Raw genomic sequence first — 20,770 nt, forward strand, 5'->3', positions numbered from 1 at the left:
GGCGGGTTTCGCGGCCTTCTGCCATAATGTTTTAAGGGATGTTGAAGGGGGGCGCGTGAGAGGAAAAGGTCTGCTTATTCTTATCGTTATTGCCGGGATCGCCGCGGTGGGCTACCGCTGGTTGCCGCCGCATTACAATCCTTTCGTGCCGCTTACGCTTGACGATCCGCCCGGAAAAATAACCCAGTTTAAACTTCGGCGCTTAACGCCGCAGGCGTGCGAAAATCTGTTAGCGCAGGCGAATCAACGCCAGCTTATCCGTACCCAGGCTGTTGCTGACAGCGCCGGGGAGTGCCCGCTAAGTAACGTGGTGCGCGTGCGTGATTTTGGCCCCGTTAGCCTGAACGGCAGCTTTCTTGCCAGTTGCCCGCTGGCGTTAAGCTCGGCGCTGTTTGTCAGCCAGCAGGCCCGACCGCTCACCAAAACCTGGACGGGAAGCGAGCTTACGCGCATTGAACATCTGGGCAGCTTTGCCTGCCGCAATATCTATAGCCGCCCGGATGCGCGGCGCAGTGAACATGCCACGGCGGATGCGCTGGACATCAGCGCCTTCCGGCTGGCAAACGGACAGCGCGTTACCATTCTCAATGGCTGGAAAGCGGAAAAGACGCAGCCCTGGCTACAGGCGCTGCTGTCGGCAAGCTGCGGCTATTACGGTAACGGTCTGGGGCCGAACTATAATGCCGCCCATGCCAACCATTTCCATTTGGGGATGCGCGGATACGGATTATGTCGATGAAGCATAATCTTCCACCGAAAAGTGGATAAATTGTGACTTGTTTCACAAATATGATGACTGGGAAGATAAAACACCAAAGTCTGCAAGGCCGCATCTCTGGCGCTATGCCATCGCGCGTAACTTGCTAATCTGTCGGCGAATTCGCCTAAAAATGAAGACTATTTCTGTTATGGAATCCTGGAAAGTTAACCTCATCTCAGTCTGGTTCGGCTGTTTCTTCACCGGACTGGCTATCAGCCAGATATTGCCCTTCCTGCCGCTGTACGTGTCGCAGCTGGGGGTCACTTCCCATGAAGCGCTCTCCATGTGGTCCGGCCTGACGTTCAGCGTGACGTTTCTGGTATCTGCCATAGTGTCACCGATGTGGGGAAGTCTGGCGGACCGTAAGGGGCGCAAATTAATGTTGCTCCGCGCCTCGCTGGGGATGGCGATAGCCATTTTGCTCCAGGCCTTCGCCACTAACGTCTGGCAGCTGTTTATTCTGCGGGCGATTATGGGGCTGACTTCCGGGTACATTCCGAACGCCATGGCGCTGGTGGCCTCGCAGGTACCGCGCGAGCGGAGCGGCTGGGCGCTCAGCACGCTTTCCACGGCACAGATCAGCGGAGTGATTGGCGGCCCGCTGCTCGGCGGCTTCCTGGCTGACCATGTCGGGCTGCGTGCGGTCTTTATCATTACCGCCATCCTGCTGACAATCAGCTTTATGGTCACCCTTTTTCTGATCAAAGAGGGCGGGCGGCCTGCTGTAAGTAAATCCGAACGACTGAGCGGAAAGGCGGTTTTCGCCTCGCTGCCTTATCCTGGCCTGATGATCAGCCTCTTTGTCACCACGATGGTGATCCAGCTCTGCAACGGCTCGGTGGGGCCGATCCTGGCGCTGTTTATCAAGTCGATGGCGCCGGACAGCAGCAACATTGCTTTTCTGAGCGGGATGATTGCCGCTGTGCCGGGCGTGTCGGCGCTGATGTCCGCGCCGCGTCTGGGAAAACTGGGTGACAGGATCGGTACGGCGCGCATTCTGATGGCAACGCTCATCATCGCCGTGATCCTCTTCTTTGCCATGTCGTTCGTCACCACACCGCTTCAGCTTGGCGTGCTGCGCTTCCTGCTTGGTTTTGCCGATGGCGCCATGCTGCCTGCGGTTCAGACGCTGCTGGTGAAATATTCCAGTGACCAGGTAACAGGCCGCATTTTTGGCTACAACCAGTCGTTCATGTATTTAGGCAACGTAGCGGGCCCGCTGATTGGCGCATCGGTCTCGGCGATGGCGGGTTTCCGCTGGGTATTTGCCGCAACGGCGGTGGTGGTACTTATTAATATTATTCAACTGGCCTTTGCCTTACGCCGTCGCAGGCAAATCGCTGAGGCAAAGTCAGCCCGGTAAACACGATAATATATTATTTATTCTTATGAACGCCGCATTTTTATATAACGAAATGCGGCGCGTTTCTTTTAGAAAAACGTTTCGCTCCCGGTTCGGAATATCTTTTTTGGCAGCGATGTCACTTTTGCATAAGAGAAAATCAATCCATGCTTTGCATTATTCATTGAGGGTGTTAATTTCAGGGGGAATCACAAAAGGAAATAGCACCATGAAAAATCTCATTGCTGAGTTGTTGGTTAAGCTTGCCCAAAAGGAAGAAGAGTCGAAAGAGCTGGTAGCCCAGGTCGAGGCGCTGGAAATCGTCGTTACGGCACTGTTGCGACAGATGGCAAAACCGGAGCAGGAGGCGTTGATCGACAACGTTGAAGGCGCGCTGGAGAACGCTCGCCCTGATTCACAGGTGCCCGCAGAAGATGCGGAGCTGCTTCAGCAATACGTAAAGAAGCTTTTAAGGCATCCTCGCAGCTAACCTGCCAGAGGTGAAAATGACGTGTCACAGAATTGTCATGCAGGATGCCTGGCGTTGCGCTGTTTTTATTTTTACCTACTTGTCATGGGGTAATTAAATTGAAGCAGAGCACACTTTTTACCGCATTATTTACGTTATTAATGACTTTTGTCCTTACGGCATAACCGGGTAATGTTAATCGCACCGTAACGGAACTGAAATAACCGGGAAGCCCAGCGAAAATCATGGTTGCAGGGTGGTTTTTTTCCCGTAACGAACCAGACTTAACGTGGAACTTCACATAAAGGATGGTGCAATGAAAACAACAATACTGGTTACCCTGCTCTCTGGCCTGTGTCTGATGGCCTCAGCACACGCGGAAGAGAAAACGTTAACGCCCCAGCAGCAGCGCATGACGACCTGTAACCAACAGGCCACATCACAAAGTCTGAAAGGGGATGCCCGTAAAACGTATATGAGCGACTGCCTTAAGAAGGGTGCGACCAAACCGGGTGAAAAAAGCCTGACCCCGCAGCAGCAAAAAATGCGCGAGTGTAATGCTCAGGCGACGCAGCAGATGCTGAAAGGCGACGATCGCAGCAAATTCATGAGCGCGTGCCTGAAGAAACAGGCGTAGTGCTAAGGGGGAGCCACGGCAGTGGCTCACCCAACATTTCATACTTTCGCTGTCATTCCCTCACTATAGCTGGGGAAATGATTTCATAATTTTCCCAAGAAAGATGAGCGATGAATGTTATGAAATCACGAGCACATTCGGGAAGCGGGCACCAGCAGCTTTTACTGGATGACTCATACCGTTCCGGCTGCGTTATTCGTCAGGACTTACTCAGCTTCTCTGATTTTTCCATGCATTTTTGCATCGCCTCGATCACGGCGGAGCGGAAGCCACGATCTTCCAGCACGCGCACGGCTTCAATGGTCGTGCCGCCCGGCGAGCACACCATATCTTTCAGTTCGCCCGGATGTTTACCCGTTTCCAGCACCATTTTGGCCGAGCCCATTACCGCCTGCGCCGCAAATTTGTAAGCCTGCGCGCGCGGCATGCCGCCCAGCACGGCGGCATCCGCCATGGCTTCGATAAACATAAAGACATACGCCGGCGCCGAGCCGCTCACGCCAACTACCGGGTGGATCATCGCTTCGGCAATCACTTCCGCTTCGCCGAAGCAGCGGAAAATATTCAGTACATCCGCCACGTCTTCAGACGTCACCAGGGCGTTCGGGGTCACGGAGGTCATGCCGGCATTTACCAGCGACGGGGTGTTTGGCATGGCGCGAACAATCTTACGGTCGTGGCCCAGCGCGCGGGCGAGCTGATCGAGGGTCACGCCTGCGGCAATCGACACCACCAGGGTATCTTTATTCAGGCTGGAGGTGATCTCGCTCAGGACTTTAATCATGATATTCGGCTTAACGGCGCCAAAGACAATGTCCGCCACCTGAGCCACTTCCTGCGCGCTTTCGGCGGCGTTGATACCATACTCATCACGCAGCGCCGCGACTTTATCCGGTGACGGGGTATAGACCCAAATCTGCCCCGGCAGCACCTGGCCGCTGGCAATCAGTCCACCGAGGATAGCTTTACCCATGTTCCCGCAGCCGATAAACCCGATTTTCTTATCCATCACGTCTCTCCGTTATTATGCGTTGTTATCTCTCACTGATAGCTTAACAACGAAATGCAGGCGACAATAGTCGCCAGAATCATATTGGGGAGAGACTATGGCGATTTGGGTTGATGCGGACGCGTGTCCGAACGTGATCAAAGAGATTTTATTTCGCGCTGCCGAGCGCGTGCAGATGCCGCTGACGCTGGTGGCGAACCAGAATATCCGCGTGCCGCCCTCCAGATTCATTCGTTCTCTGCGCGTTCCGGCCGGGTTCGACGTGGCGGATAACGAGATAGTACGCCTGTGCAGCGCGGGGGATTTGGTGATCACCGCGGATATCCCGCTGGCGGCCGATGTTCTGGCGAAAGGGGCGGCGGCGCTGAACCCGCGTGGAGAACGTTATTCTCCAGCAACGATCCGCGAGAAACTCACCATGCGTGATTTTATGGATACGCTGCGTTCCAGCGGCGTGCAGACCGGTGGGCCAGATAGCCTGTCGCAGCGCGATCGCCAGCAGTTTGCCGCCGAGCTGGATAAATGGCTGCTGGAAGTGAAACGCCGCCCGGCGTAGACATCCTCCGGGCTGTTTTGTGGTACAGTGTGGCTTCCGCAGGCTTGTCATTCCGTACCGCTTTGCAGTAAAGTTAGCGCAACATCTTCTGCAATCATTTCTTTACAGCCTTCAGTTATCCGGCATCAAGGGGAATACCTGGTTATGAACCCACCCATCTTTTTAGTTGGCCCTCGCGGCTGTGGGAAAACGACCGTTGGTCTGGAACTGGCGCGTTTGTGCCAGAGTCAGTTCGTCGATACTGACCACTGGCTCCAGGAGAATGCCGGTCAGACCATCGCCGATATCGTGGAGAATGAGGGGTGGGAGAGCTTTCGCGCGCGCGAAACGGCTACGCTGGAAGCGGTGACCGCACCGTCAACCGTGATTGCAACCGGTGGGGGCATTATTCTGGCACCGTACAATCGTCAGTTTATGCGCGAAAAAGGTGTCGTGATCTACCTCTGTGCCCCGGTATCGACGCTGGTGGGGCGGCTGGAAGCGTTTCCGGAAGAGGGGCAGCGCCCGGCGCTGACCGCGAAACCGCTGAGTGAAGAGGTCAGCGACGTGCTCGCCGAACGCGATGCGCTATACCGCGAGGCGGCACACCATGTTGTGGATGCCTCGGCGTCACCCGAAAAAGTTGCGATTCAGATTATTACCGCCCTGCGTTTGGCTTGCGCCAGCTAACAGCCGTCTATACTCATAGCTCAGACATAAAAAAAGGATGAGCTATGCCAACCAGACCTCCCTATCCACGTGAAGCCCGCATCGTTACCGTTGAAAAAGGTAACGGCGATGAGACCGTAACCTGGTATCAGCTGCGTGCCGATCACCCCAAACCGGATTCGCTGATCAGCGAACATGAAACCGAACAGGAAGCGCGGGATGCGAAACGGCGCTATGAGGATCCAGAGAAGTCCTGATAAAAGTCCGAATTCGTTACAACCGTGCCTGCATCACACTTTTAACTTATCGCCAATGTTAAGTAGCAGTTAATATTTAGTTATTACAGGTGGATTAGGAAAGGCCAGTCGATCTTTACACTACGGTGTAGAGATCCCCTGCTACGCTTGGTGCTGTTTTGTTGAATAAATGAACGGTGCAGCGTAGTGAGCCTGTACCTGTGTGGCAGTTGTGGTAGTAACGAAAGGCGATCAAAATGAAGGCGACGTTGGCGATCCTCACAATCGGTGTGGTCCCTGTAAGCGAAGTATTACCGCTCCTCACGGAGCATATCTCTGAACAACAGATTAAGCATCTTAGCCTGTTAGGGAAGATGAGTCGGGAAGAGGTCATGGAAGACTACGCTGTCGAGGCGGGGGATGAGCCCCTGGCAACGTTATTAAGCGACGGTAAACTGGCGCATGTGTCGCGCCAGAAAATTGAGCGCGCGCTACAGGGCGTGATCGAAGTGCTCGATAATCAAGACTATGACGTCATTTTGCTGATGAGCACGGCACCGGTTAAAGGGCTTAGCGCGCGTAACGCCATTCTGCTTGAACCGATGCGGATCATTCCGCCGCTGGTGGCGTCAATTGTGGATGGTCATCAGGTTGGGGTCATCGTTCCCGTTGAAGAACTGCTGGATAACCAGACGGTGAAGTGGGCCGCGCTGGAGCACACTCCGCTGTACGCGCTGGCAAATCCGTTCTGGGACAGCGAAGCGAAACTGATTGCGGCGGGACAGGAGTTGATCGACAGAGGGGCGGATGTCCTGATGCTGGACTGCCTGGGGTTCCATCAGCGGCATCGTGATTTACTGCAAAAGGCGCTGGATGTTCCGGTGCTGCTCTCTAACGTCCTGATGGCGCGCCTGGCGTCGGAATTACTGGTGTAATGAATTTTGCGTGACAGGTCATGAGCATGGCCCCTATAGTGGATTTTTCTCTATAAATATAAGGGCCAGTTCATGCTTCAAAGTAACGAATACTTTTCCGGTAAAGTGAAATCCATTGGTTTTACCAGCAGCAGCACTGGCCGCGCCAGTGTCGGCGTAATGGCAGAAGGGGAATACACCTTTGGCACCGCAGAAGCGGAAGAGATGACGGTGGTCAGCGGCGCGCTGAACGTCTTACTGCCGGGTGAAACGGAGTGGAAAGTCTATAGCGCCGGGCAGGTATTCAACGTGCCGGGCCACAGCGAGTTCCATTTACAGGTTGCAGAGCCAACCTCTTATCTGTGCCGCTATCTGAAGTGATGTTTTTTCCCTCTCCCCGTTGGGGAGAGGGTGATGGAGAATTACCTCTGCGCTTCGCCGCCGAGGCCTTCCACCAGATTCTGGATCAGCGCCGCCAGCTCGCCGGTCATCAGGATAAAGTCTGCGTCAAAGCGCTGGGCATAATCTTCGCGGTCGATATCTTCGTTCTGATCGCGCAGTTCATCGCAGAATTTCAGACGCTTCACCGAGCCGTCATCACACATCACAAACTGAATGCGCTGTTGCCAGTCGAGCGCCAGTTTGGTCACCACTTTGCCCGCTTCAATGTGCACGGCGATTTCGTCGCTCACCAGATCCTGTTTCTTCGCGCGGATCACGCCGCCGTCTTCCAGCAACGCTTTCAGCTCTGCTTCATCAAGGATCTGGAAGCCCTGAGCGGCCGTCCCGCTGCGCACCCACTCCGTCAGGGTCAGCTCAATCGGCGTTTCCAGCGCCAGCGGAACCACCGGCAATGAGCCAAGGCTCTTACGCAGCAGCGCCAGCGTATCTTCCGCTTTTTTGGCGCTGGCGCAGTCCACCATGATCAGCCCGTTAACGGTGTCGATCCACATCATGGTCTGGCTAAAGCGGCTAAAGGCGCGCGGCAGCAGCGAGTGCAGCACTTCATCCTTCAGAGAATCTTTTTCGGTTTTTTTAAGCTTACGGCCCTGTTCAGCTTCCAGCTTGAAGATCTTCGCTTCGAGCGCCTGCTTAACCACGGGCGTTGGCAGGATCTTCTCTTCTTTACGGGCGCAAACGATGATTTGCCCCGTGCTGCTGGCGTGGGTCAGCGCATCGCTTTGAGAACCCATTGGCGGAACCCAGCCGGTTTTTGCCATATCCTGGCTACCGCAAGGGGTAAAGGAGTAAGCGGCTAACTGTTTTTCCATCTCTTCTGCACGCAGCGAAACGTCGCGGCTGAGACGGTAAACCATCAAATTTTTGAACCACAGCATGATAATTTCCACGGCCTTGTCGTTAAATCAGCGGGCATGATAACGAATTGTCGCATCGCTTGCATTGCTAATCGGGATGCGGGCTTCTACTCTGTTGATAATCAAAATAATGAGGAGTGTCTTGTGCGTATTGGGATTGATTTGGGCGGCACCAAAACAGAAGTTATTGCGCTGAGCGAGCAGGGAGAGCAACTGTTTCGCCACCGTCTGCCTACGCCGCGCGATGATTATCACCAGACCCTCGAAACGATTGCCCGCCTGGTCGATATGGCAGAGCAGGCAACGGGCGAATCGGGGACGGTGGGGATAGGGATCCCCGGCTCCATATCGCCCTATACTGGCGTGGTGAAAAATGCCAACTCCACCTGGCTCAACGGTCAGCCGTTTGATAAAGACGTAAGTCAACGTCTGAACCGGGAAGTGCGTCTGGCAAATGACGCCAACTGCCTGGCGGTGTCCGAGGCCGTCGATGGCGCCGCGGCAGGCGCGCAGACCGTTTTTGCGGTCATCATCGGCACCGGCTGCGGGGCGGGCGTGGCTATCGGCGGACGCTCGCATATTGGCGGCAACGGCACCGCGGGCGAGTGGGGACACAACCCGCTGCCGTGGATGGACGAAGATGAACTCAAATACCGCGCCGAAGTACCGTGCTACTGCGGCAAGCAGGGCTGTATTGAGACCTTTATTTCCGGTACGGGGTTTGCCACCGATTATCATCGTCTGAGCGGCCAGCCGCTCAAGGGGAACGAGATTATGCGTCTGGTTGAGGAGCAGGATCCGGTGGCTGAACTGGCGCTCAGCCGCTACGAAATGCGGCTGGCAAAATCCCTGGCGCATGTGATCAATATTCTCGATCCCGACGTGATTGTGCTGGGCGGCGGCATGAGCAACGTCGACCGGCTGTACGCGACGGTGCCCACGCTGATAAAACAGTGGGTATTTGGCGGCGAGTGCGAAACGCCGATCCGCAAAGCCGTCCACGGTGATTCCAGCGGCGTGCGCGGCGCAGCGTGGTTGTGGCCGGAATAAACGCAAAACAGCAACGCAAGTTTTTGTACCCTCTCCCACGGGGAGAGGGCCAGGGTGAGGGCACCAGACCGCAGCGCCCCATCATTTAACCCACCGCAAACTCCCTGTCCAGCCTGCTGTATCCCAGTCCGTTGATCTTCTTCACTTTGATCTGCACCGGAATACGATCTTTCATTGCCTCGACGTGGCTGATCACGCCGATGGTTTTCCCGGTGGCGTTCAGCGCGTCGAGCGCATCCAGCGCGGTATCCAGCGTTTCGCTGTCGAGCGTGCCGAACCCTTCATCCAGGAACAGCGAGTCAATCCGCGTTTTGTGACTGACCAGATCGGAAAGCGCTAAGGCCAGCGCCAGGCTGACCAGGAAACTCTCCCCGCCGGAAAGGGTGCGGGTATCGCGTACCGCATCGGCCTGCCAGGTGTCGACCACCTCCAGCTCCAGCGCGTCGCTCGCTTTACGCTGGAGCAGGTAGCGGCCGTGCAGACGGTTGAGCTGCTGGTTGGCAAGCCACACCAGATTATCCAGCGTCAGCCCCTGAGCGAATTTACGGAATTTATCGCCGGTGCTGGAGCCTATCAGCGCATTGAGATAGCCCCAGTCGTCGGCCTGACGCGCCGCTTCCTCAATCTGCTGCATTAACGCCTGCTGGTGCAGACGGTTATCGCTGTCCTGTTTAAGCTGCTGGCGGATCTCCCCCTGATGCGTGGTGTTGTCCCGAAGCTGCTGCGCCAGCTGCTGTAACCGTGCCTGAAGGGTTGCGACATCGGTTTCCAGCCCCTCCGGGCGTTGTGCCTGGTGCGCCTGAAGCTGCTGGCTTGCCTGTACCGAGAGCGCCATGGCCTGCTGAAGCTGGTTCTCGAGCGTCTGCTTTTGCTGTTCAAGCTGGCGGATCGACGCATCATCCAGCAGGGCGGCGAGAAATGCCTCGCGATCGGCGAAGCAGCTCGCGGTCAGCGCGGCGCTGAACTGAGCCTGCGATTGCTGAAGCCGTTCACGCTCCAGGGTCTCCTGCTGCTGTAGGGTGGCGAGCTGGCTTTGCAGCGACACGCATTCGTCGTGGATCGCACGCCAGTTCTCAGGGATCACCGCGTCGGCTTCTGCATTATCAGAAACCGGCAGCGTATCCAGAATGGGCATCAGGGCGTTAATACGCTCCTGAATCGTACCGTGCTGGGCCTGTTTTTCCTGCCACCGGGCGTATTCGTTTTCGCGCGCGCTGAGCCAGGCGTTTTCAGCACCCTCATCGGGCTCGCTAAGCGATAGCGACCGTAACGAGGCCGCCAGCGCCTGACGCGTCGCCGCCAGCTGCTGCTGGTGCTGGCGCGCCTGTCCTTCCTGTTCATTGAGCTGGTTTTGCAGCGTCAGACGCTGGCTTAGCTGATAAAGCTGGCGTTCGTACTGCTCCTGTTCGCTCATCCAGGGGGCAATATCATCATGAATGTTCAGCGCTATGTTCAGCGAAGTGCAGACCTCCAGCCACTCTTTAGTGAGTGCTTGCTCTTCCTGAGACAGAGACTGGGCTTCCGCTGTCTCGCGCTGGATCTGCTGGGTCAGCGCATTGACCTGCCCGAGCACCAGCAATCCTTCCTTTTTCAGCGCGGCAACCTCTTTTTCGAGGGCATCGCGGCGGCGCTGATTGTCGGTCAGTTCGAGTGCCTGATACTGCACCACGGCCGGATGTTCGCATGAGCCGCAGAGCGGGCAAGGCTTACCGGCTTCCAGCTGAGCACGATAGTTCTCAAGATCTTTGATTGTCGCTTCACGCTCACAGAGCGCCTTAAGATCGACAAAGTGCTGATTTTTCTCTTTATACTGCTGGCGGCGCAGGGTCAGGGTGTCGTTGAGCGTGACCTGCTCAGCCTGTGCTTTCTTCACGCTTTCCGCATTCTGGCGCAGCCGTTTTTGCAGCGGCTGATAGCGAGCGTGAAGTGCGGTCAGGCGCTGGCGAAGCGCTCGCGTGTGTGCCTGTTGCTCCATTGCCGTCGTGATGGCCTCAGCCGTCAGCGTCAGCGTACTTTCCGGCATCCCTGCCAGCTTCTGGCGGAGCTCAGCAATGCGCGCCGACTGGGCCGCGAGCTGATTTTTATCGCGACTCAGCTGTGTAAAATGCGCCCGCCAGCCGGCAATTTCCTGTCCCCACTGACGGAAACGATCGTGTTCGGTCAGCCACTGCGTCAGCGCCGTGTGCTCTGTCTGCAACTGTTCACGGTTGCGCAGCGCACCGTTGCGGATACGCGCGCGCTGTGCCGCTCTGTCGAGTAAGCGAGTATTTACTTCAGCAATTCGCTCTGTGGTCTGCGACAGGCGGGCGGTCTGCTCCTGCTGGTGCTCCCACAGGGGGCGCAGCTGGGCGGCGGGCTGGGCCAGCTGAAGCTTCGCCAGTTGGGGAGCGGCGTCCGTCAGAGCCTGTTGCGCCTGCTGCTGCGAAACGGCTGCGCGCTGCTGTTCACGTATTAGCTCGTCGTTACGCGTAAGCCACTGAAAATCTTTCTGTTGGCTCTGCTGCCGGGCCAGCAGGATCTTTTCTTCGTCAGTGAGTGCCTGCAAACTTTGCTGCAAGTGCTGCTGCTGTTCCTCGCTCAGCAGAACAACGCCTGCGGCCTGCGCTTCACACATCTCCAGCACACTGCGTGCCGCTTTATGTTTTTCGAAGACCATGGCGGAAATCTGGCCGTAAATTTCCGTGCCGGTCAGTTCTTCCAGCAGCTCAGCGCGATCGCTCGGTTTCGCATTCAGGAAAGCGGCAAACTGCCCCTGAGAGAGCAGCATCGAGCGGGTAAAGCGTCCATAGTCCAGCCCGGTCAGTGCGGCGGTTTGTTCCAGCTTATCCGTGACTTTGTCGGCCAGAATTTTGCCGTCTTCGCAGCGGGCCAGCTCCACGCGCGGTGCCTGTAAGTTTCCGTCCGGCTGGTTGCGGGCACGGTTCTGGCTCCAGAAAGCGCGATAGGCGACGCCTTTGACCTCGAACTCCACCTCTGCCAGACATTCGGCGGTATCGCGCGTCATCAGGTCGTTTTGGGCCTGGGAGACCTTATTAAGGCGCGGCGTTTCGTGGTATAGCGCCAGGCAGATGGCGTCCAGCAGCGTGGTTTTGCCTGCGCCAGTGGCACCGGTGATGGCAAACAACCCGTTGCTGGCGAACGGCTCCGCGGTGAAATCAATTTTCCACTCGCCTTTCAGTGAATTGAGATTTTTCAGACGCAGGCTCAGAATTTTCATGCGTTTTCTTCCTCGTCATTGAGGGTATGCAGGGTCTGGGCAAACAGCTCGTTAAGCCTCGTTTGCCTGGCCTCGTCCATCTCTTCATGCGCAAGCCGCCGCGCGAACACCTCTTCAACCCGGAGTTCGCTCAGCGTTTCACGTTGAGCACTCAGCAGAATTTTCTCGCGCTGCTCGCGGCTGCGGCGTACCAGCAGCACCTCCACGGGAAGGTCTTCCGTCAGCGTCTGAATTTTACGCTGCATATCGTACAGGTAGTCGTCGGTGGCGATTTCGATATCGAGCCAGACGGGCGGGTTAAGCGCTGCGCCGCGCCACTGTTCAAGCTGGGCGGTAATGGCGGCCAGATCGCCTTTCAGCACCGCCAGCGGCTGGGTGACCGGGACCTCAAGCGTCTCAACGGCGCTGAGTTTGCCGTCGGTGAAGCTCACCAGATGCACGGATTTGGCTTTGCCCGTTTCGTCAAAACTGAGCGAAATGGGCGAGCCGCTGTAGCGGATGTGCTCGCAGCCGCCGATGATTTGCGCCCGGTGAATGTGCCCGAGGGCAATGTAGTCAGCGGGCGGGAAGTTCTGCGCCGGAAACGCGTCCAGCGTACCGATATAAATTTCGCGCACCGCGTCACTCTTACTGGCCCCGACGGTGGTGAGGTGTCCGGTGGCAACGATCGGAATGGCCTGTTCACCGCGCAGGGCACAGGCTTCTGTATGTTGCTGGTGGTAATAGCGCGTGATGGCCTGCAACAGATGCTGCTGCTTTTCGCTGCCGGACAGGCCGGCCTGGCTTTGCACGATATCGCGCGGGCGTAAAAACGGGATAGGGCACAGCACCGCGCCCGGCGTGCCGTCGCGTTTTTTCAGGATCTGCGGCGCGTGGCCGGCGCTGGCTACCACGGTGGTATTGAGGTACGCCAGAATATCGCGGGATTCGTTCAGCATCGCCACGGAATCATGGTTTCCGGCGACAATCACCAGATGACAACCGGTTTGCTGGAGGTTGACCACAAAACGGTTGTACAGCTCACGCGCATAGCTCGGCGGCGATCCGGTATCAAAAATGTCGCCCGCCACAATGATTGCGTCCACCTCGTGAGCCTGAGCCGTCTCCAGCAGCCAGTTCAGGAACGCTTCATGTTCCGCGGCGCGGCTTTTGCTGTAAAAATTTTGACCCAGGTGCCAGTCTGAGGTGTGAAGTATGCGCATAAGAGATCCGTGGCAATAATAAGAAAGCAGGATTATAAACTTTCGGGGAGCGGAAAATAACCGCTGTAATAAAACAACAGTTTGCCATTTACCGTAGTAATGTTTTTCATAAATCTGTCATAAATCTGACGCATAATGACGCCGCATTACAGACTTGTAACTTAAATACGATAAGACAGGGCAAAGTATGGCGAGACGTATTCTGGTCGTAGAAGATGAAGCTCCGATCCGTGAAATGGTGTGCTTCGTGCTTGAACAAAATGGCTTCCAGCCGGTTGAAGCGGAAGATTATGACAGCGCGGTGAACCAGCTGAATGAACCCTGGCCCGACCTGATCCTGCTGGACTGGATGTTGCCTGGCGGTTCCGGATTGCAGTTTATCAAGCATATTAAGCGCGAGGCGATGACCCGCGATATCCCGGTAGTGATGTTGACGGCGCGCGGTGAGGAAGAGGATCGCGTGCGCGGTCTGGAAACCGGCGCGGACGATTACATTACCAAACCGTTCTCCCCGAAAGAGCTGGTGGCTCGAATCAAAGCGGTGATGCGCCGTATTTCACCGATGGCGGTGGAAGAGGTGATTGAGATGCAGGGGCTGAGCCTCGATCCTACCTCACACCGGGTCATGACTGGTGAAAATCCCCTCGATATGGGACCCACCGAATTTAAACTCCTTCACTTCTTTATGACACACCCGGAACGCGTTTACAGCCGCGAACAGTTGCTGAATAACGTCTGGGGAACTAACGTCTATGTCGAAGACCGAACGGTTGACGTCCATATTCGCCGCCTGCGTAAAGCACTGGAACTGAGCGGCCACGATCGCATGGTACAGACGGTCCGCGGCACGGGTTATCGTTTCTCGACCCGTTTCTGAACAATGACAGGAGTGTGACGCGTGCTGGAACGTCTGTCATGGAAAAGGCTCGTCTTTGAACTGATCTTATGCTGTATTCCGGCCCTCATTCTGGGGGCTGTTTTTGGCTATCTGCCGTGGTTTTTACTGGTGGCCGTGACGGGACTGCTCGTCTGGCATTTCTGGAATTTACTGCGCCTCTCCTGGTGGCTATGGGTCGACAGGAGTATGACACCTCCGCCGGGAAGCGGGAGCTGGGAGCCGCTGCTCTACGGCCTGCACCAGATGCAGATGCGTAATAAAAAGCGTCGTCGTGAGCTGGGAAGCCTGATCAAACGCTTTCGCAGCGGCGCGGAGTCGCTGCCGGACGCGGTGATCCTGACGACGGAAGAAGGGACCATCTTCTGGTGTAATGGCCTCGCGCAACAGCTGCTGGGCCTGCGCTGGCCGGATGATAACGGCCAAAATATCCTTAACCTTCTGCGTTATCCCGAGTTCACGCTGTATCTGAAAAAGCGCGATTTTACCCGTCCACATAACCTTAAGCTCAACAACGGTCGTCATCTGGAAATCCGCGTAATGCCCTACAGCGATCGGCAGTGGCTGATGGTGGCGCGTGACGTAACCCAAATGCACCAGCTTGAGGGCGCGCGCCGTAACTTCTTTGCTAACGTCAGTCACGAGCTGCGTACGCCGCTGACGGTGCTTCAGGGCTACCTGGAGATGATGCAGGAACAAACGCTGGAGGGGGCGCCGCGTGAGAAAGCGCTGCATACCATGCGGGAGCAGACGTTCCGCATGGAAGGGCTGGTCAAACAGCTGCTGACGCTTTCAAAGATTGAGGCAGCCCCGTCGCTGGCGCTAAACGACATCATTGACGTGCCGATGATGCTGCGGGTGGTAGAGCGCGAGGCCCAAACGCTGAGCCATAATCAGCACACGCTGGCTTTTGACGTTGATAACACGCTGAAAGTGCTTGGCAGTGAAGATGAGTTGCGCAGTGCTATCTCAAACCTGGTGTATAACGCCGTGAACCATACCCCGCAAGGGACGCATATTACGGTGCGCTGGCAGCATATCCCGGCGGGCGCTGAATTTAGTGTAGAGGACAACGGCCCGGGGATTGGGCCAGAACATCTCCCGCGTCTTACCGAACGGTTCTACCGGGTGGATAAAGCGCGCTCGCGGCAGACCGGGGGGAGCGGGCTGGGGCTGGCAATCGTCAAGCATGCGGTGAGCCACCACGACAGCCGTCTTGATATCGAAAGTACTCTGGGCAAGGGCACGCGCTTCAGCTTCGTGCTTCCGGAACGATTAATTGCCAAAAAAAGCGCCTGACGGCAGGCGTGTCAGTTTACCTTTCCACGGGCCAGCGTTTGCTGGCCCGTTTGCTTTGCAGTCAAGCGAAACGCGGCTGAATATTATACGGCTGCTGCTTTTTTGTTCGCATGATTAGCCATGAGTTTTTCTTATACATGGCATATTATTTTGGTCTGCATTTTCATGCTGGCATATTGTTCTGGTTTTACGATCCCTCCTTGCCTTTAAACGTTATAAGCGTTTAAATTGCCCCCCATATACTGTCAGACCGACTGTATATGCGTGGTAAATCGAAAAACTATTCTTCTCCACGCCAGGACGGGAGCATATCCCGCTGAAATTGAGCAAATTTTCCGCTGCATTGTCCCGTCAGGGATGGCGAAAATCTCAACGTTTTCAACACCACATCCACAGGCAGTAAGGTTTTATGACCCATCACTTGAAATCGCGTGACATTATCGCGCTGGGCTTTATGACATTTGCGCTGTTCGTTGGCGCAGGCAACATCATTTTCCCGCCAATGGTTGGCTTACAGGCGGGTGAACACGTCTGGACGGCTGCGTTTGGCTTCCTGCTGACTGCTGTGGGTCTACCGGTACTGACCGTCATCGCGCTGGCGAAAGTAGGCGGCGGTGTGGACAGCCTCAGCACCCCGATTGGCAAAGTGGCCGGCGTTCTGCTGGCAACCGTCTGCTATCTGGCCGTTGGCCCGCTGTTCGCAACCCCGCGTACGGCGACCGTCTCCTTTGAAGTGGGGATCGCTCCGCTGACCGGTGACGGCGCGATGCCGCTGTTTATTTACAGCCTGATTTACTTCGCCATCGTGATTCTGGTTTCTCTTTATCCGGGCAAACTGCTGGATACCGTAGGTAACTTCCTGGCACCGCTGAAAATTGTGGCGCTGATCGTGCTGGCGGTTGCAGCTATCGTCTGGCCTGCGGGTCCTATCAGCTCTGCGATGGACGCGTATGAGAACGCCGCGTTCTCAAACGGTTTCGTGAATGGCTATCTGACGATGGATACGCTCGGCGCGATGGTGTTTGGTATCGTTATCGTTAACGCCGCGCGTTCTCGCGGTGTGACCGAAGCGCGTCTGCTGACCCGCTACACCATCTGGGCTGGTCTGATGGCCGGTGTCGGCCTGACGCTGCTGTATCTGGCGCTGTTCCGTCTGGGTTCAGATAGCGCAACGCTGGTCGATCAGAGCGCAAACGGCGCGGCGATCCTGCATGCTTACGTGCAGCACACCTTTGGTGGGGCAGGCAGCATGCTGCTGGCAGCGCTGATTTTCCTGGCGTGCCTGGTGACGGCGGTGGGCCTGACCTGCGCCTGTGCAGAGTTCTTCGCCCAGTATCTGCCGCTCTCTTACCGCACGCTGGTGTTTATCCTCGGCATCTTCTCCATGGCGGTGTCGAACCTCGGTCTGAGCCACCTGATTCAGGTATCCATTCCGGTGCTGACGGCGATCTATCCGCCATGTATCGTGCTGGTCGTGCTGAGCTTCACGCGTCCGTGGTGGCATAACTCTACGCGAATTATTGCGCCAACCATGTTTATCAGCCTGATTTTTGGTATCCTTGACGGGATCAAAGCATCAGCATTTGCAGAAATCCTGCCAGCCTGGACACAGCGTCTGCCGCTGTCCGAGCAGGGCCTGGCCTGGCTGATGCCTTCCGTTGTTGCGCTGGTTCTGGCGATTGTTTGGGACCGTGCTGCCGGGCGTCAGGTAACCTCCAACGCCCATTAATCAACGGCAACAAATTGTTTAACCACGGGGCTTAAGGCCCCGTGGTTTTTTGTTTTTTTCGTGTTGAATGGCAAGATTTTAATGGAAAGCACTAACAAACTTAAACGTGGATTGAGCACCCGCCACATCCGCTTTATGGCGCTGGGCTCGGCTATCGGCACCGGTCTTTTTTATGGCTCGGCAGATGCCATCAAAATGGCCGGTCCAAGCGTTCTGCTGGCCTACATCATTGGCGGCGCCGCGGCTTATATCATCATGCGCGCGCTGGGTGAGATGTCGGTTCACAACCCGTCTGCCAGCTCGTTTTCACGCTACGCGCAGGAAAACCTGGGCCCGCTGGCCGGTTTTATCACCGGCTGGACCTACTGCTTCGAAATCCTGATTGTCGCGATTGCTGACGTAACGGCGTTTGGCATCTATATGGGGGTCTGGTTCCCCGCCGTGCCGCACTGGATCTGGGTGCTGAGCGTGGTGCTGATCATCTGCGCCGTTAACCTGATGAGCGTGAAGGTGTTTGGCGAGCTGGAGTTCTGGTTCTCCTTCTTCAAGGTTGCGACCATTATCATCATGATCCTCGCCGGTTTCGGCATCATTATCTGGGGTATCGGTAACGGCGGTCAGCCAACCGGCATTCATAACCTGTGGAGCAACGGCGGCTTCTTCAGCAACGGCTGGCTTGGGATGGTCATGTCGCTTCAGATGGTCATGTTCGCCTATGGCGGTATCGAGATTATCGGCATTACCGCCGGGGAAGCGAAAGACCCTGAGAAGTCCATTCCGCGCGCCATTAACTCGGTGCCGATGCGCATCCTGGTGTTCTATGTGGGCACGCTGTTTGTGATTATGTCCATCTACCCGTGGAACCAGGTGGGCACCAACGGCAGCCCGTTTGTTCTGACCTTCCAGCATATGGGCATTGCGTTTGCGGCCAGTATTCTCAACTTTGTGGTGCTGACCGCCTCGCTGTCGGCCATCAACAGTGACGTGTTCGGCGTGGGCCGCATGCTGCACGGCATGGCGGAGCAGGGCAGCGCGCCGAAGGTGTTTGCCAAAACGTCGCGTCGCGGCACTCCGTGGGTAACGGTGCTGGTGATGACCGTGGCGCTGCTGTTCTCGGTCTACCTGAACTACATCATGCCGGAGAACGTCTTCCTGGTGATCGCGTCGCTGGCGACCTTCGCCACCGTGTGGGTGTGGATCATGATCCTGCTGTCGCAGATTGCTTTCCGTCGTCGCCTGTCGCCAGAAGAGGCCAAAGCGCTCAAGTTCAAAGTGCCGGGGGGCGTGCCAACGACCATCGTCGGCCTTATCTTCCTGGTCTTCATCATTGGCCTGATTGGTTATCACCCGGATACCCGTATCTCCCTGTACGTGGGCTTTGCGTGGATCGTCCTGCTGCTGGTGGGCTGGATGTTTAAATGCCGCCGCGACCGTCAGCTGGCGGAAGCAGAGTAAGATAAAAATGCCGGGTGGCGCTGCGCTTACCCGGCCTACACGCCCTTTTGCCCCGGCAAAAAGTCTCATCCCCCGTCCTCCTCCCCCAATAAATTCCGTCATGGTGAGCTAACCTTAACAACCCTGTGGCAAGGTGACGTCAATTTCATCAAAGGGGATTCGTGATGTTAAACGCCTGGCACCTTCCGGTTGCCCCATTTGTTAAGCAAAACAAAGACAACCTTGTGATTACGCTCTGGCTGGCGGGGGAAAATCAGCCTGAACGCGTGACGCTGCGCGCCGAAGTGGATAACGAAGAAACGTCGCTGAAAATGCACAAAGTGCGCAGCCAGCCGCAGCCGGGCATCACGGCGTGGCGGGTAAATATCGATTTGCGCAGCGGGCAGCCGCGACGCCGTTACGGCTTTAAGCTGCTGTGGAATAACCGTCAGCTGTGGTTTACCCCGCAGGGATTTAGCCGTTTTCCGCCCGCGCGCCTGGAGCAGTTTGCGGTGGACTGCCCCGATAGCGGCCCGCAGTGGGTTAACGATCAGGTCTTTTACCAGATTTTCCCGGACCGCTTTGCGCGTTCTGAAAAGCGCACCGCCGATCAGGACAAGGTCTACTACCATCATGCGGCCGGTCACGACATCATCCTGAAAAAATGGGATGAGCCGCTGACCGCCCATGCGGGGGGATCGACCTTTTACGGCGGCGATCTCGACGGTATCAGCGAAAAACTGCCGTACCTGAAAACGCTCGGCGTGACGGCGCTCTACCTGAACCCGGTGTTTAAAGCGCCAAGCGTACACAAATACGATACTCAGGATTATCGCCACGTTGACGAGCAGTTTGGCGGTGACGAGGCGCTGCTGCGGCTGCGTCATAACACGCAAAAAGAAGGTATGCGTCTGATCCTCGATGGTGTGTTCAACCACAGCGGGGATTCTCACGGCTGGTTTGATCGTCACAATCAGTCGATGGGGGGCGCTTGCCATAATCCTGACTCACCGCAGCGTGACTGGTACAGTTTTGACGAGGAGGGGCGCGCTCTGGACTGGCTGGGCTACCCGAGCCTGCCGAAGCTTGATTTCCAGTCGCCCTCGCTGGTGAACGAAATCTACGGCGGGGAAGACAGCATCGTGCGCCACTGGCTCAAAGCGCCGTGGAATATGGACGGCTGGCGGCTGGACGTGGTGCATATGCTGGGGGAAGCGGGTGGGGCGCGAAATAATCTACAGCATGTCGCCGCCATCACCCGCTCGGCAAAAATGGCCCGCCCGGAGGCATTCGTTTTCGGGGAGCACTTTGGCGACGCGCGCCAGTGGTTGCAGGCAGATGCGGAAGACGCGGCGATGAACTATCGCGGCTTCACCTTCCCGCTGTGGGGGTTCCTCGCTAACACCGATATCTCTTACGATCCGCAGCATATTGACGCCGAAACCTGCATGGCGTGGATGGAGAACTATCGCGCCAGCCTGTCGCATCAGCAGCAGCTGCGGATGTTCAACCAGCTCGACAGCCACGACACCGCGCGCTTTAAGTCGCTGCTGGGTAAAGATGTGGCGCGCCTGCCGCTGGCGGTGACCTGGCTCTTCACCTGGCCGGGCGTACCCTGCATCTACTATGGCGATGAAGTCGGGCTGGACGGCAACAACGATCCGTTCTGCCGTAAAACCTTCCCGTGGGAGCCTGAAAAGCAGGATCAGGATCTGTTCAGCCTGTTCCAGCGCATGGCGACGCTGCGCAAGCAGAGCCAGGCCCTGCGCTACGGGGGCTGTCAGGTGATGTACGCCCACGATAACGTGGTGGTGTTTGTCCGCGTCTATAACCAGCAACGCGTGCTGGTCGCAATCAACCGGGGCGAGGCGTGCGAAGTGGTGCTGGACAATTCCCCGCTGCTGGCCGGTAAAACGTGGAAGAGCAAGGAGGGCAAAGCGACGTTCCAGGAGAGCGTGCTCACGCTTCCCGCTATCTCTGCGGCGGTCTGGTTCGGCGGTTAACCGCAGGCAGAAGGGTTTTCACCTTTTAAGATGGCGCAAATGCAACTATTTGTG

At 56.6% G+C, this 20,770-nt stretch carries 19 protein-coding genes; 15 read left to right on the forward strand and 4 right to left on the reverse strand.

The genetic code is table 11. The annotated features are described in order from the left end of the window. Positions 1 to 55: 55 nt before the first annotated feature. From IM267_RS02435 to psiF, 4 genes are all read left to right on the forward strand, one after another. Positions 56 to 739, forward strand: coding sequence for an extensin family protein (locus tag IM267_RS02435; RefSeq protein ID WP_063869110.1), 684 nt, complete (start codon positions 56 to 58; stop codon positions 737 to 739). A 169-nt stretch (positions 740 to 908) separates the two neighbouring features. Next, positions 909 to 2,123, forward strand: a complete 1,215-nt coding sequence (locus IM267_RS02440; RefSeq protein WP_063869108.1) for a multidrug efflux MFS transporter — start codon at positions 909 to 911, stop codon at positions 2,121 to 2,123. 208 nt (positions 2,124 to 2,331) lie between these two features. After that, positions 2,332 to 2,592, forward strand: a complete 261-nt coding sequence (iraP, locus tag IM267_RS02445) for an anti-adapter protein IraP (protein ID WP_063869106.1) — start codon at positions 2,332 to 2,334, stop codon at positions 2,590 to 2,592. Between the two features lie 295 nt (positions 2,593 to 2,887). After that, positions 2,888 to 3,208, forward strand: coding sequence for a phosphate starvation-inducible protein PsiF (gene psiF, locus IM267_RS02450; RefSeq protein WP_063869104.1), 321 nt, complete (start codon positions 2,888 to 2,890; stop codon positions 3,206 to 3,208). 199 nt (positions 3,209 to 3,407) lie between these two features. On the opposite strand, the gene proC is transcribed toward psiF, so the two are convergent. After that, positions 3,408 to 4,217, reverse strand: a complete 810-nt coding sequence (proC, locus tag IM267_RS02455; RefSeq protein ID WP_063451722.1) for a pyrroline-5-carboxylate reductase — start codon at positions 4,215 to 4,217, stop codon at positions 3,408 to 3,410. Positions 4,218 to 4,314: 97 nt separating this feature from the next. On the opposite strand from proC, the gene IM267_RS02460 reads away from it, so the two are divergent. The 5 genes from IM267_RS02460 (at position 4,315) to ppnP (ending at position 6,952) form a co-directional block, all read left to right on the forward strand. Then, a complete protein-coding gene (locus tag IM267_RS02460) occupies positions 4,315 to 4,773 on the forward strand; it encodes a YaiI/YqxD family protein (RefSeq protein WP_193032631.1) in 459 nt (152 codons plus the stop codon). 144 nt (positions 4,774 to 4,917) lie between these two features. Further along, positions 4,918 to 5,442 carry a shikimate kinase AroL gene (aroL, locus tag IM267_RS02465; protein WP_063869102.1) on the forward strand — a complete coding sequence of 175 codons (525 nt, stop codon included), beginning with the start codon at positions 4,918 to 4,920 and terminating at the stop codon, positions 5,440 to 5,442. A gap of 44 nt (positions 5,443 to 5,486) precedes the next feature. Further along, on the forward strand, positions 5,487 to 5,678 hold the full coding sequence (yaiA, locus tag IM267_RS02470) for a protein YaiA (protein WP_063451719.1): 192 nt from the start codon (positions 5,487 to 5,489) through the stop codon (positions 5,676 to 5,678). Positions 5,679 to 5,914: 236 nt separating this feature from the next. Further along, positions 5,915 to 6,592, forward strand: coding sequence for an AroM family protein (locus IM267_RS02475; protein ID WP_063451718.1), 678 nt, complete (start codon positions 5,915 to 5,917; stop codon positions 6,590 to 6,592). A gap of 72 nt (positions 6,593 to 6,664) precedes the next feature. After that, positions 6,665 to 6,952 (forward strand): pyrimidine/purine nucleoside phosphorylase, encoded by a 288-nt coding sequence (gene ppnP / locus IM267_RS02480; RefSeq protein WP_003859131.1) that lies wholly within the window; start codon positions 6,665 to 6,667, stop codon positions 6,950 to 6,952. A gap of 41 nt (positions 6,953 to 6,993) precedes the next feature. On the opposite strand, the gene rdgC is transcribed toward ppnP, so the two are convergent. Then, a complete protein-coding gene (gene rdgC / locus IM267_RS02485) occupies positions 6,994 to 7,908 on the reverse strand; it encodes a recombination-associated protein RdgC (RefSeq protein ID WP_006809928.1) in 915 nt (304 codons plus the stop codon). 123 nt (positions 7,909 to 8,031) lie between these two features. Here rdgC and mak point away from each other — a divergent pair, with 123 nt between their 5' ends. Next, the gene (mak, locus tag IM267_RS02490; RefSeq protein WP_193032632.1) at positions 8,032 to 8,937 is read left to right on the forward strand and encodes a fructokinase; all 906 of its coding nucleotides are present in this window, start codon (positions 8,032 to 8,034) and stop codon (positions 8,935 to 8,937) included. 85 nt (positions 8,938 to 9,022) lie between these two features. Here the strand turns inward: mak and sbcC are convergent, their stop codons facing one another. Together sbcC and sbcD are read right to left on the reverse strand one after the other, a co-directional pair. Further along, a complete protein-coding gene (sbcC, locus tag IM267_RS02495; RefSeq protein WP_193032633.1) occupies positions 9,023 to 12,154 on the reverse strand; it encodes an exonuclease subunit SbcC in 3,132 nt (1,043 codons plus the stop codon). Beyond that, positions 12,151 to 13,356, reverse strand: a complete 1,206-nt coding sequence (sbcD, locus tag IM267_RS02500) for an exonuclease subunit SbcD (RefSeq protein ID WP_102749802.1) — start codon at positions 13,354 to 13,356, stop codon at positions 12,151 to 12,153. The genes sbcC and sbcD overlap by 4 nt, the downstream gene beginning before the upstream one ends. Before the next feature lie 187 nt (positions 13,357 to 13,543). On the opposite strand from sbcD, the gene phoB reads away from it, so the two are divergent. From phoB to malZ, 5 genes are all read left to right on the forward strand, one after another. Next, on the forward strand, positions 13,544 to 14,233 hold the full coding sequence (phoB, locus tag IM267_RS02505) for a phosphate response regulator transcription factor PhoB (RefSeq protein WP_003859122.1): 690 nt from the start codon (positions 13,544 to 13,546) through the stop codon (positions 14,231 to 14,233). Positions 14,234 to 14,254: 21 nt separating this feature from the next. Next, positions 14,255 to 15,550 (forward strand): phosphate regulon sensor histidine kinase PhoR, encoded by a 1,296-nt coding sequence (gene phoR, locus IM267_RS02510; RefSeq protein WP_193032634.1) that lies wholly within the window; start codon positions 14,255 to 14,257, stop codon positions 15,548 to 15,550. A gap of 409 nt (positions 15,551 to 15,959) precedes the next feature. Further along, positions 15,960 to 17,279, forward strand: a complete 1,320-nt coding sequence (gene brnQ / locus IM267_RS02515; RefSeq protein ID WP_063451713.1) for a branched-chain amino acid transporter carrier protein BrnQ — start codon at positions 15,960 to 15,962, stop codon at positions 17,277 to 17,279. A gap of 81 nt (positions 17,280 to 17,360) precedes the next feature. Continuing rightward, positions 17,361 to 18,734 carry a proline-specific permease ProY gene (proY, locus tag IM267_RS02520; protein ID WP_063451712.1) on the forward strand — a complete coding sequence of 458 codons (1,374 nt, stop codon included), beginning with the start codon at positions 17,361 to 17,363 and terminating at the stop codon, positions 18,732 to 18,734. Between the two features lie 164 nt (positions 18,735 to 18,898). Continuing rightward, positions 18,899 to 20,716 (forward strand): maltodextrin glucosidase, encoded by a 1,818-nt coding sequence (malZ, locus tag IM267_RS02525; protein WP_193032635.1) that lies wholly within the window; start codon positions 18,899 to 18,901, stop codon positions 20,714 to 20,716. Positions 20,717 to 20,770 lie beyond the last annotated feature (54 nt).

The sequence above is a fragment of the Enterobacter cloacae complex sp. P15RS genome (genome assembly GCF_014895905.1).
GTDB lineage: Bacteria > Pseudomonadota > Gammaproteobacteria > Enterobacterales > Enterobacteriaceae > Enterobacter > Enterobacter quasihormaechei.

Excerpts from the sequence above, each read along its gene's own strand:
- sbcD (WP_102749802.1), bottom strand. The coding sequence starts at position 13,356 with ATGCGCATACTTCACACCTCAGACTGGCACCTGGGTCAAAATTTTTAC.
- aroL (WP_063869102.1), top strand. The coding sequence starts at position 4,918 with ATGAACCCACCCATCTTTTTAGTTGGCCCTCGCGGCTGTGGGAAAACG.
- malZ (WP_193032635.1), top strand. The coding sequence starts at position 18,899 with ATGTTAAACGCCTGGCACCTTCCGGTTGCCCCATTTGTTAAGCAAAAC.
- sbcC (WP_193032633.1), bottom strand. The coding sequence starts at position 12,154 with ATGAAAATTCTGAGCCTGCGTCTGAAAAATCTCAATTCACTGAAAGGC.
- phoB (WP_003859122.1), top strand. The coding sequence starts at position 13,544 with ATGGCGAGACGTATTCTGGTCGTAGAAGATGAAGCTCCGATCCGTGAA.
- proC (WP_063451722.1), bottom strand. The coding sequence starts at position 4,217 with ATGGATAAGAAAATCGGGTTTATCGGCTGCGGGAACATGGGTAAAGCT.
- ppnP (WP_003859131.1), top strand. The coding sequence starts at position 6,665 with ATGCTTCAAAGTAACGAATACTTTTCCGGTAAAGTGAAATCCATTGGT.
- yaiA (WP_063451719.1), top strand. The coding sequence starts at position 5,487 with ATGCCAACCAGACCTCCCTATCCACGTGAAGCCCGCATCGTTACCGTT.
- iraP (WP_063869106.1), top strand. The coding sequence starts at position 2,332 with ATGAAAAATCTCATTGCTGAGTTGTTGGTTAAGCTTGCCCAAAAGGAA.
- IM267_RS02460 (WP_193032631.1), top strand. The coding sequence starts at position 4,315 with ATGGCGATTTGGGTTGATGCGGACGCGTGTCCGAACGTGATCAAAGAG.
- psiF (WP_063869104.1), top strand. The coding sequence starts at position 2,888 with ATGAAAACAACAATACTGGTTACCCTGCTCTCTGGCCTGTGTCTGATG.
- brnQ (WP_063451713.1), top strand. The coding sequence starts at position 15,960 with ATGACCCATCACTTGAAATCGCGTGACATTATCGCGCTGGGCTTTATG.
- IM267_RS02475 (WP_063451718.1), top strand. The coding sequence starts at position 5,915 with ATGAAGGCGACGTTGGCGATCCTCACAATCGGTGTGGTCCCTGTAAGC.
- rdgC (WP_006809928.1), bottom strand. The coding sequence starts at position 7,908 with ATGCTGTGGTTCAAAAATTTGATGGTTTACCGTCTCAGCCGCGACGTT.
- IM267_RS02440 (WP_063869108.1), top strand. The coding sequence starts at position 909 with ATGGAATCCTGGAAAGTTAACCTCATCTCAGTCTGGTTCGGCTGTTTC.
- proY (WP_063451712.1), top strand. The coding sequence starts at position 17,361 with ATGGAAAGCACTAACAAACTTAAACGTGGATTGAGCACCCGCCACATC.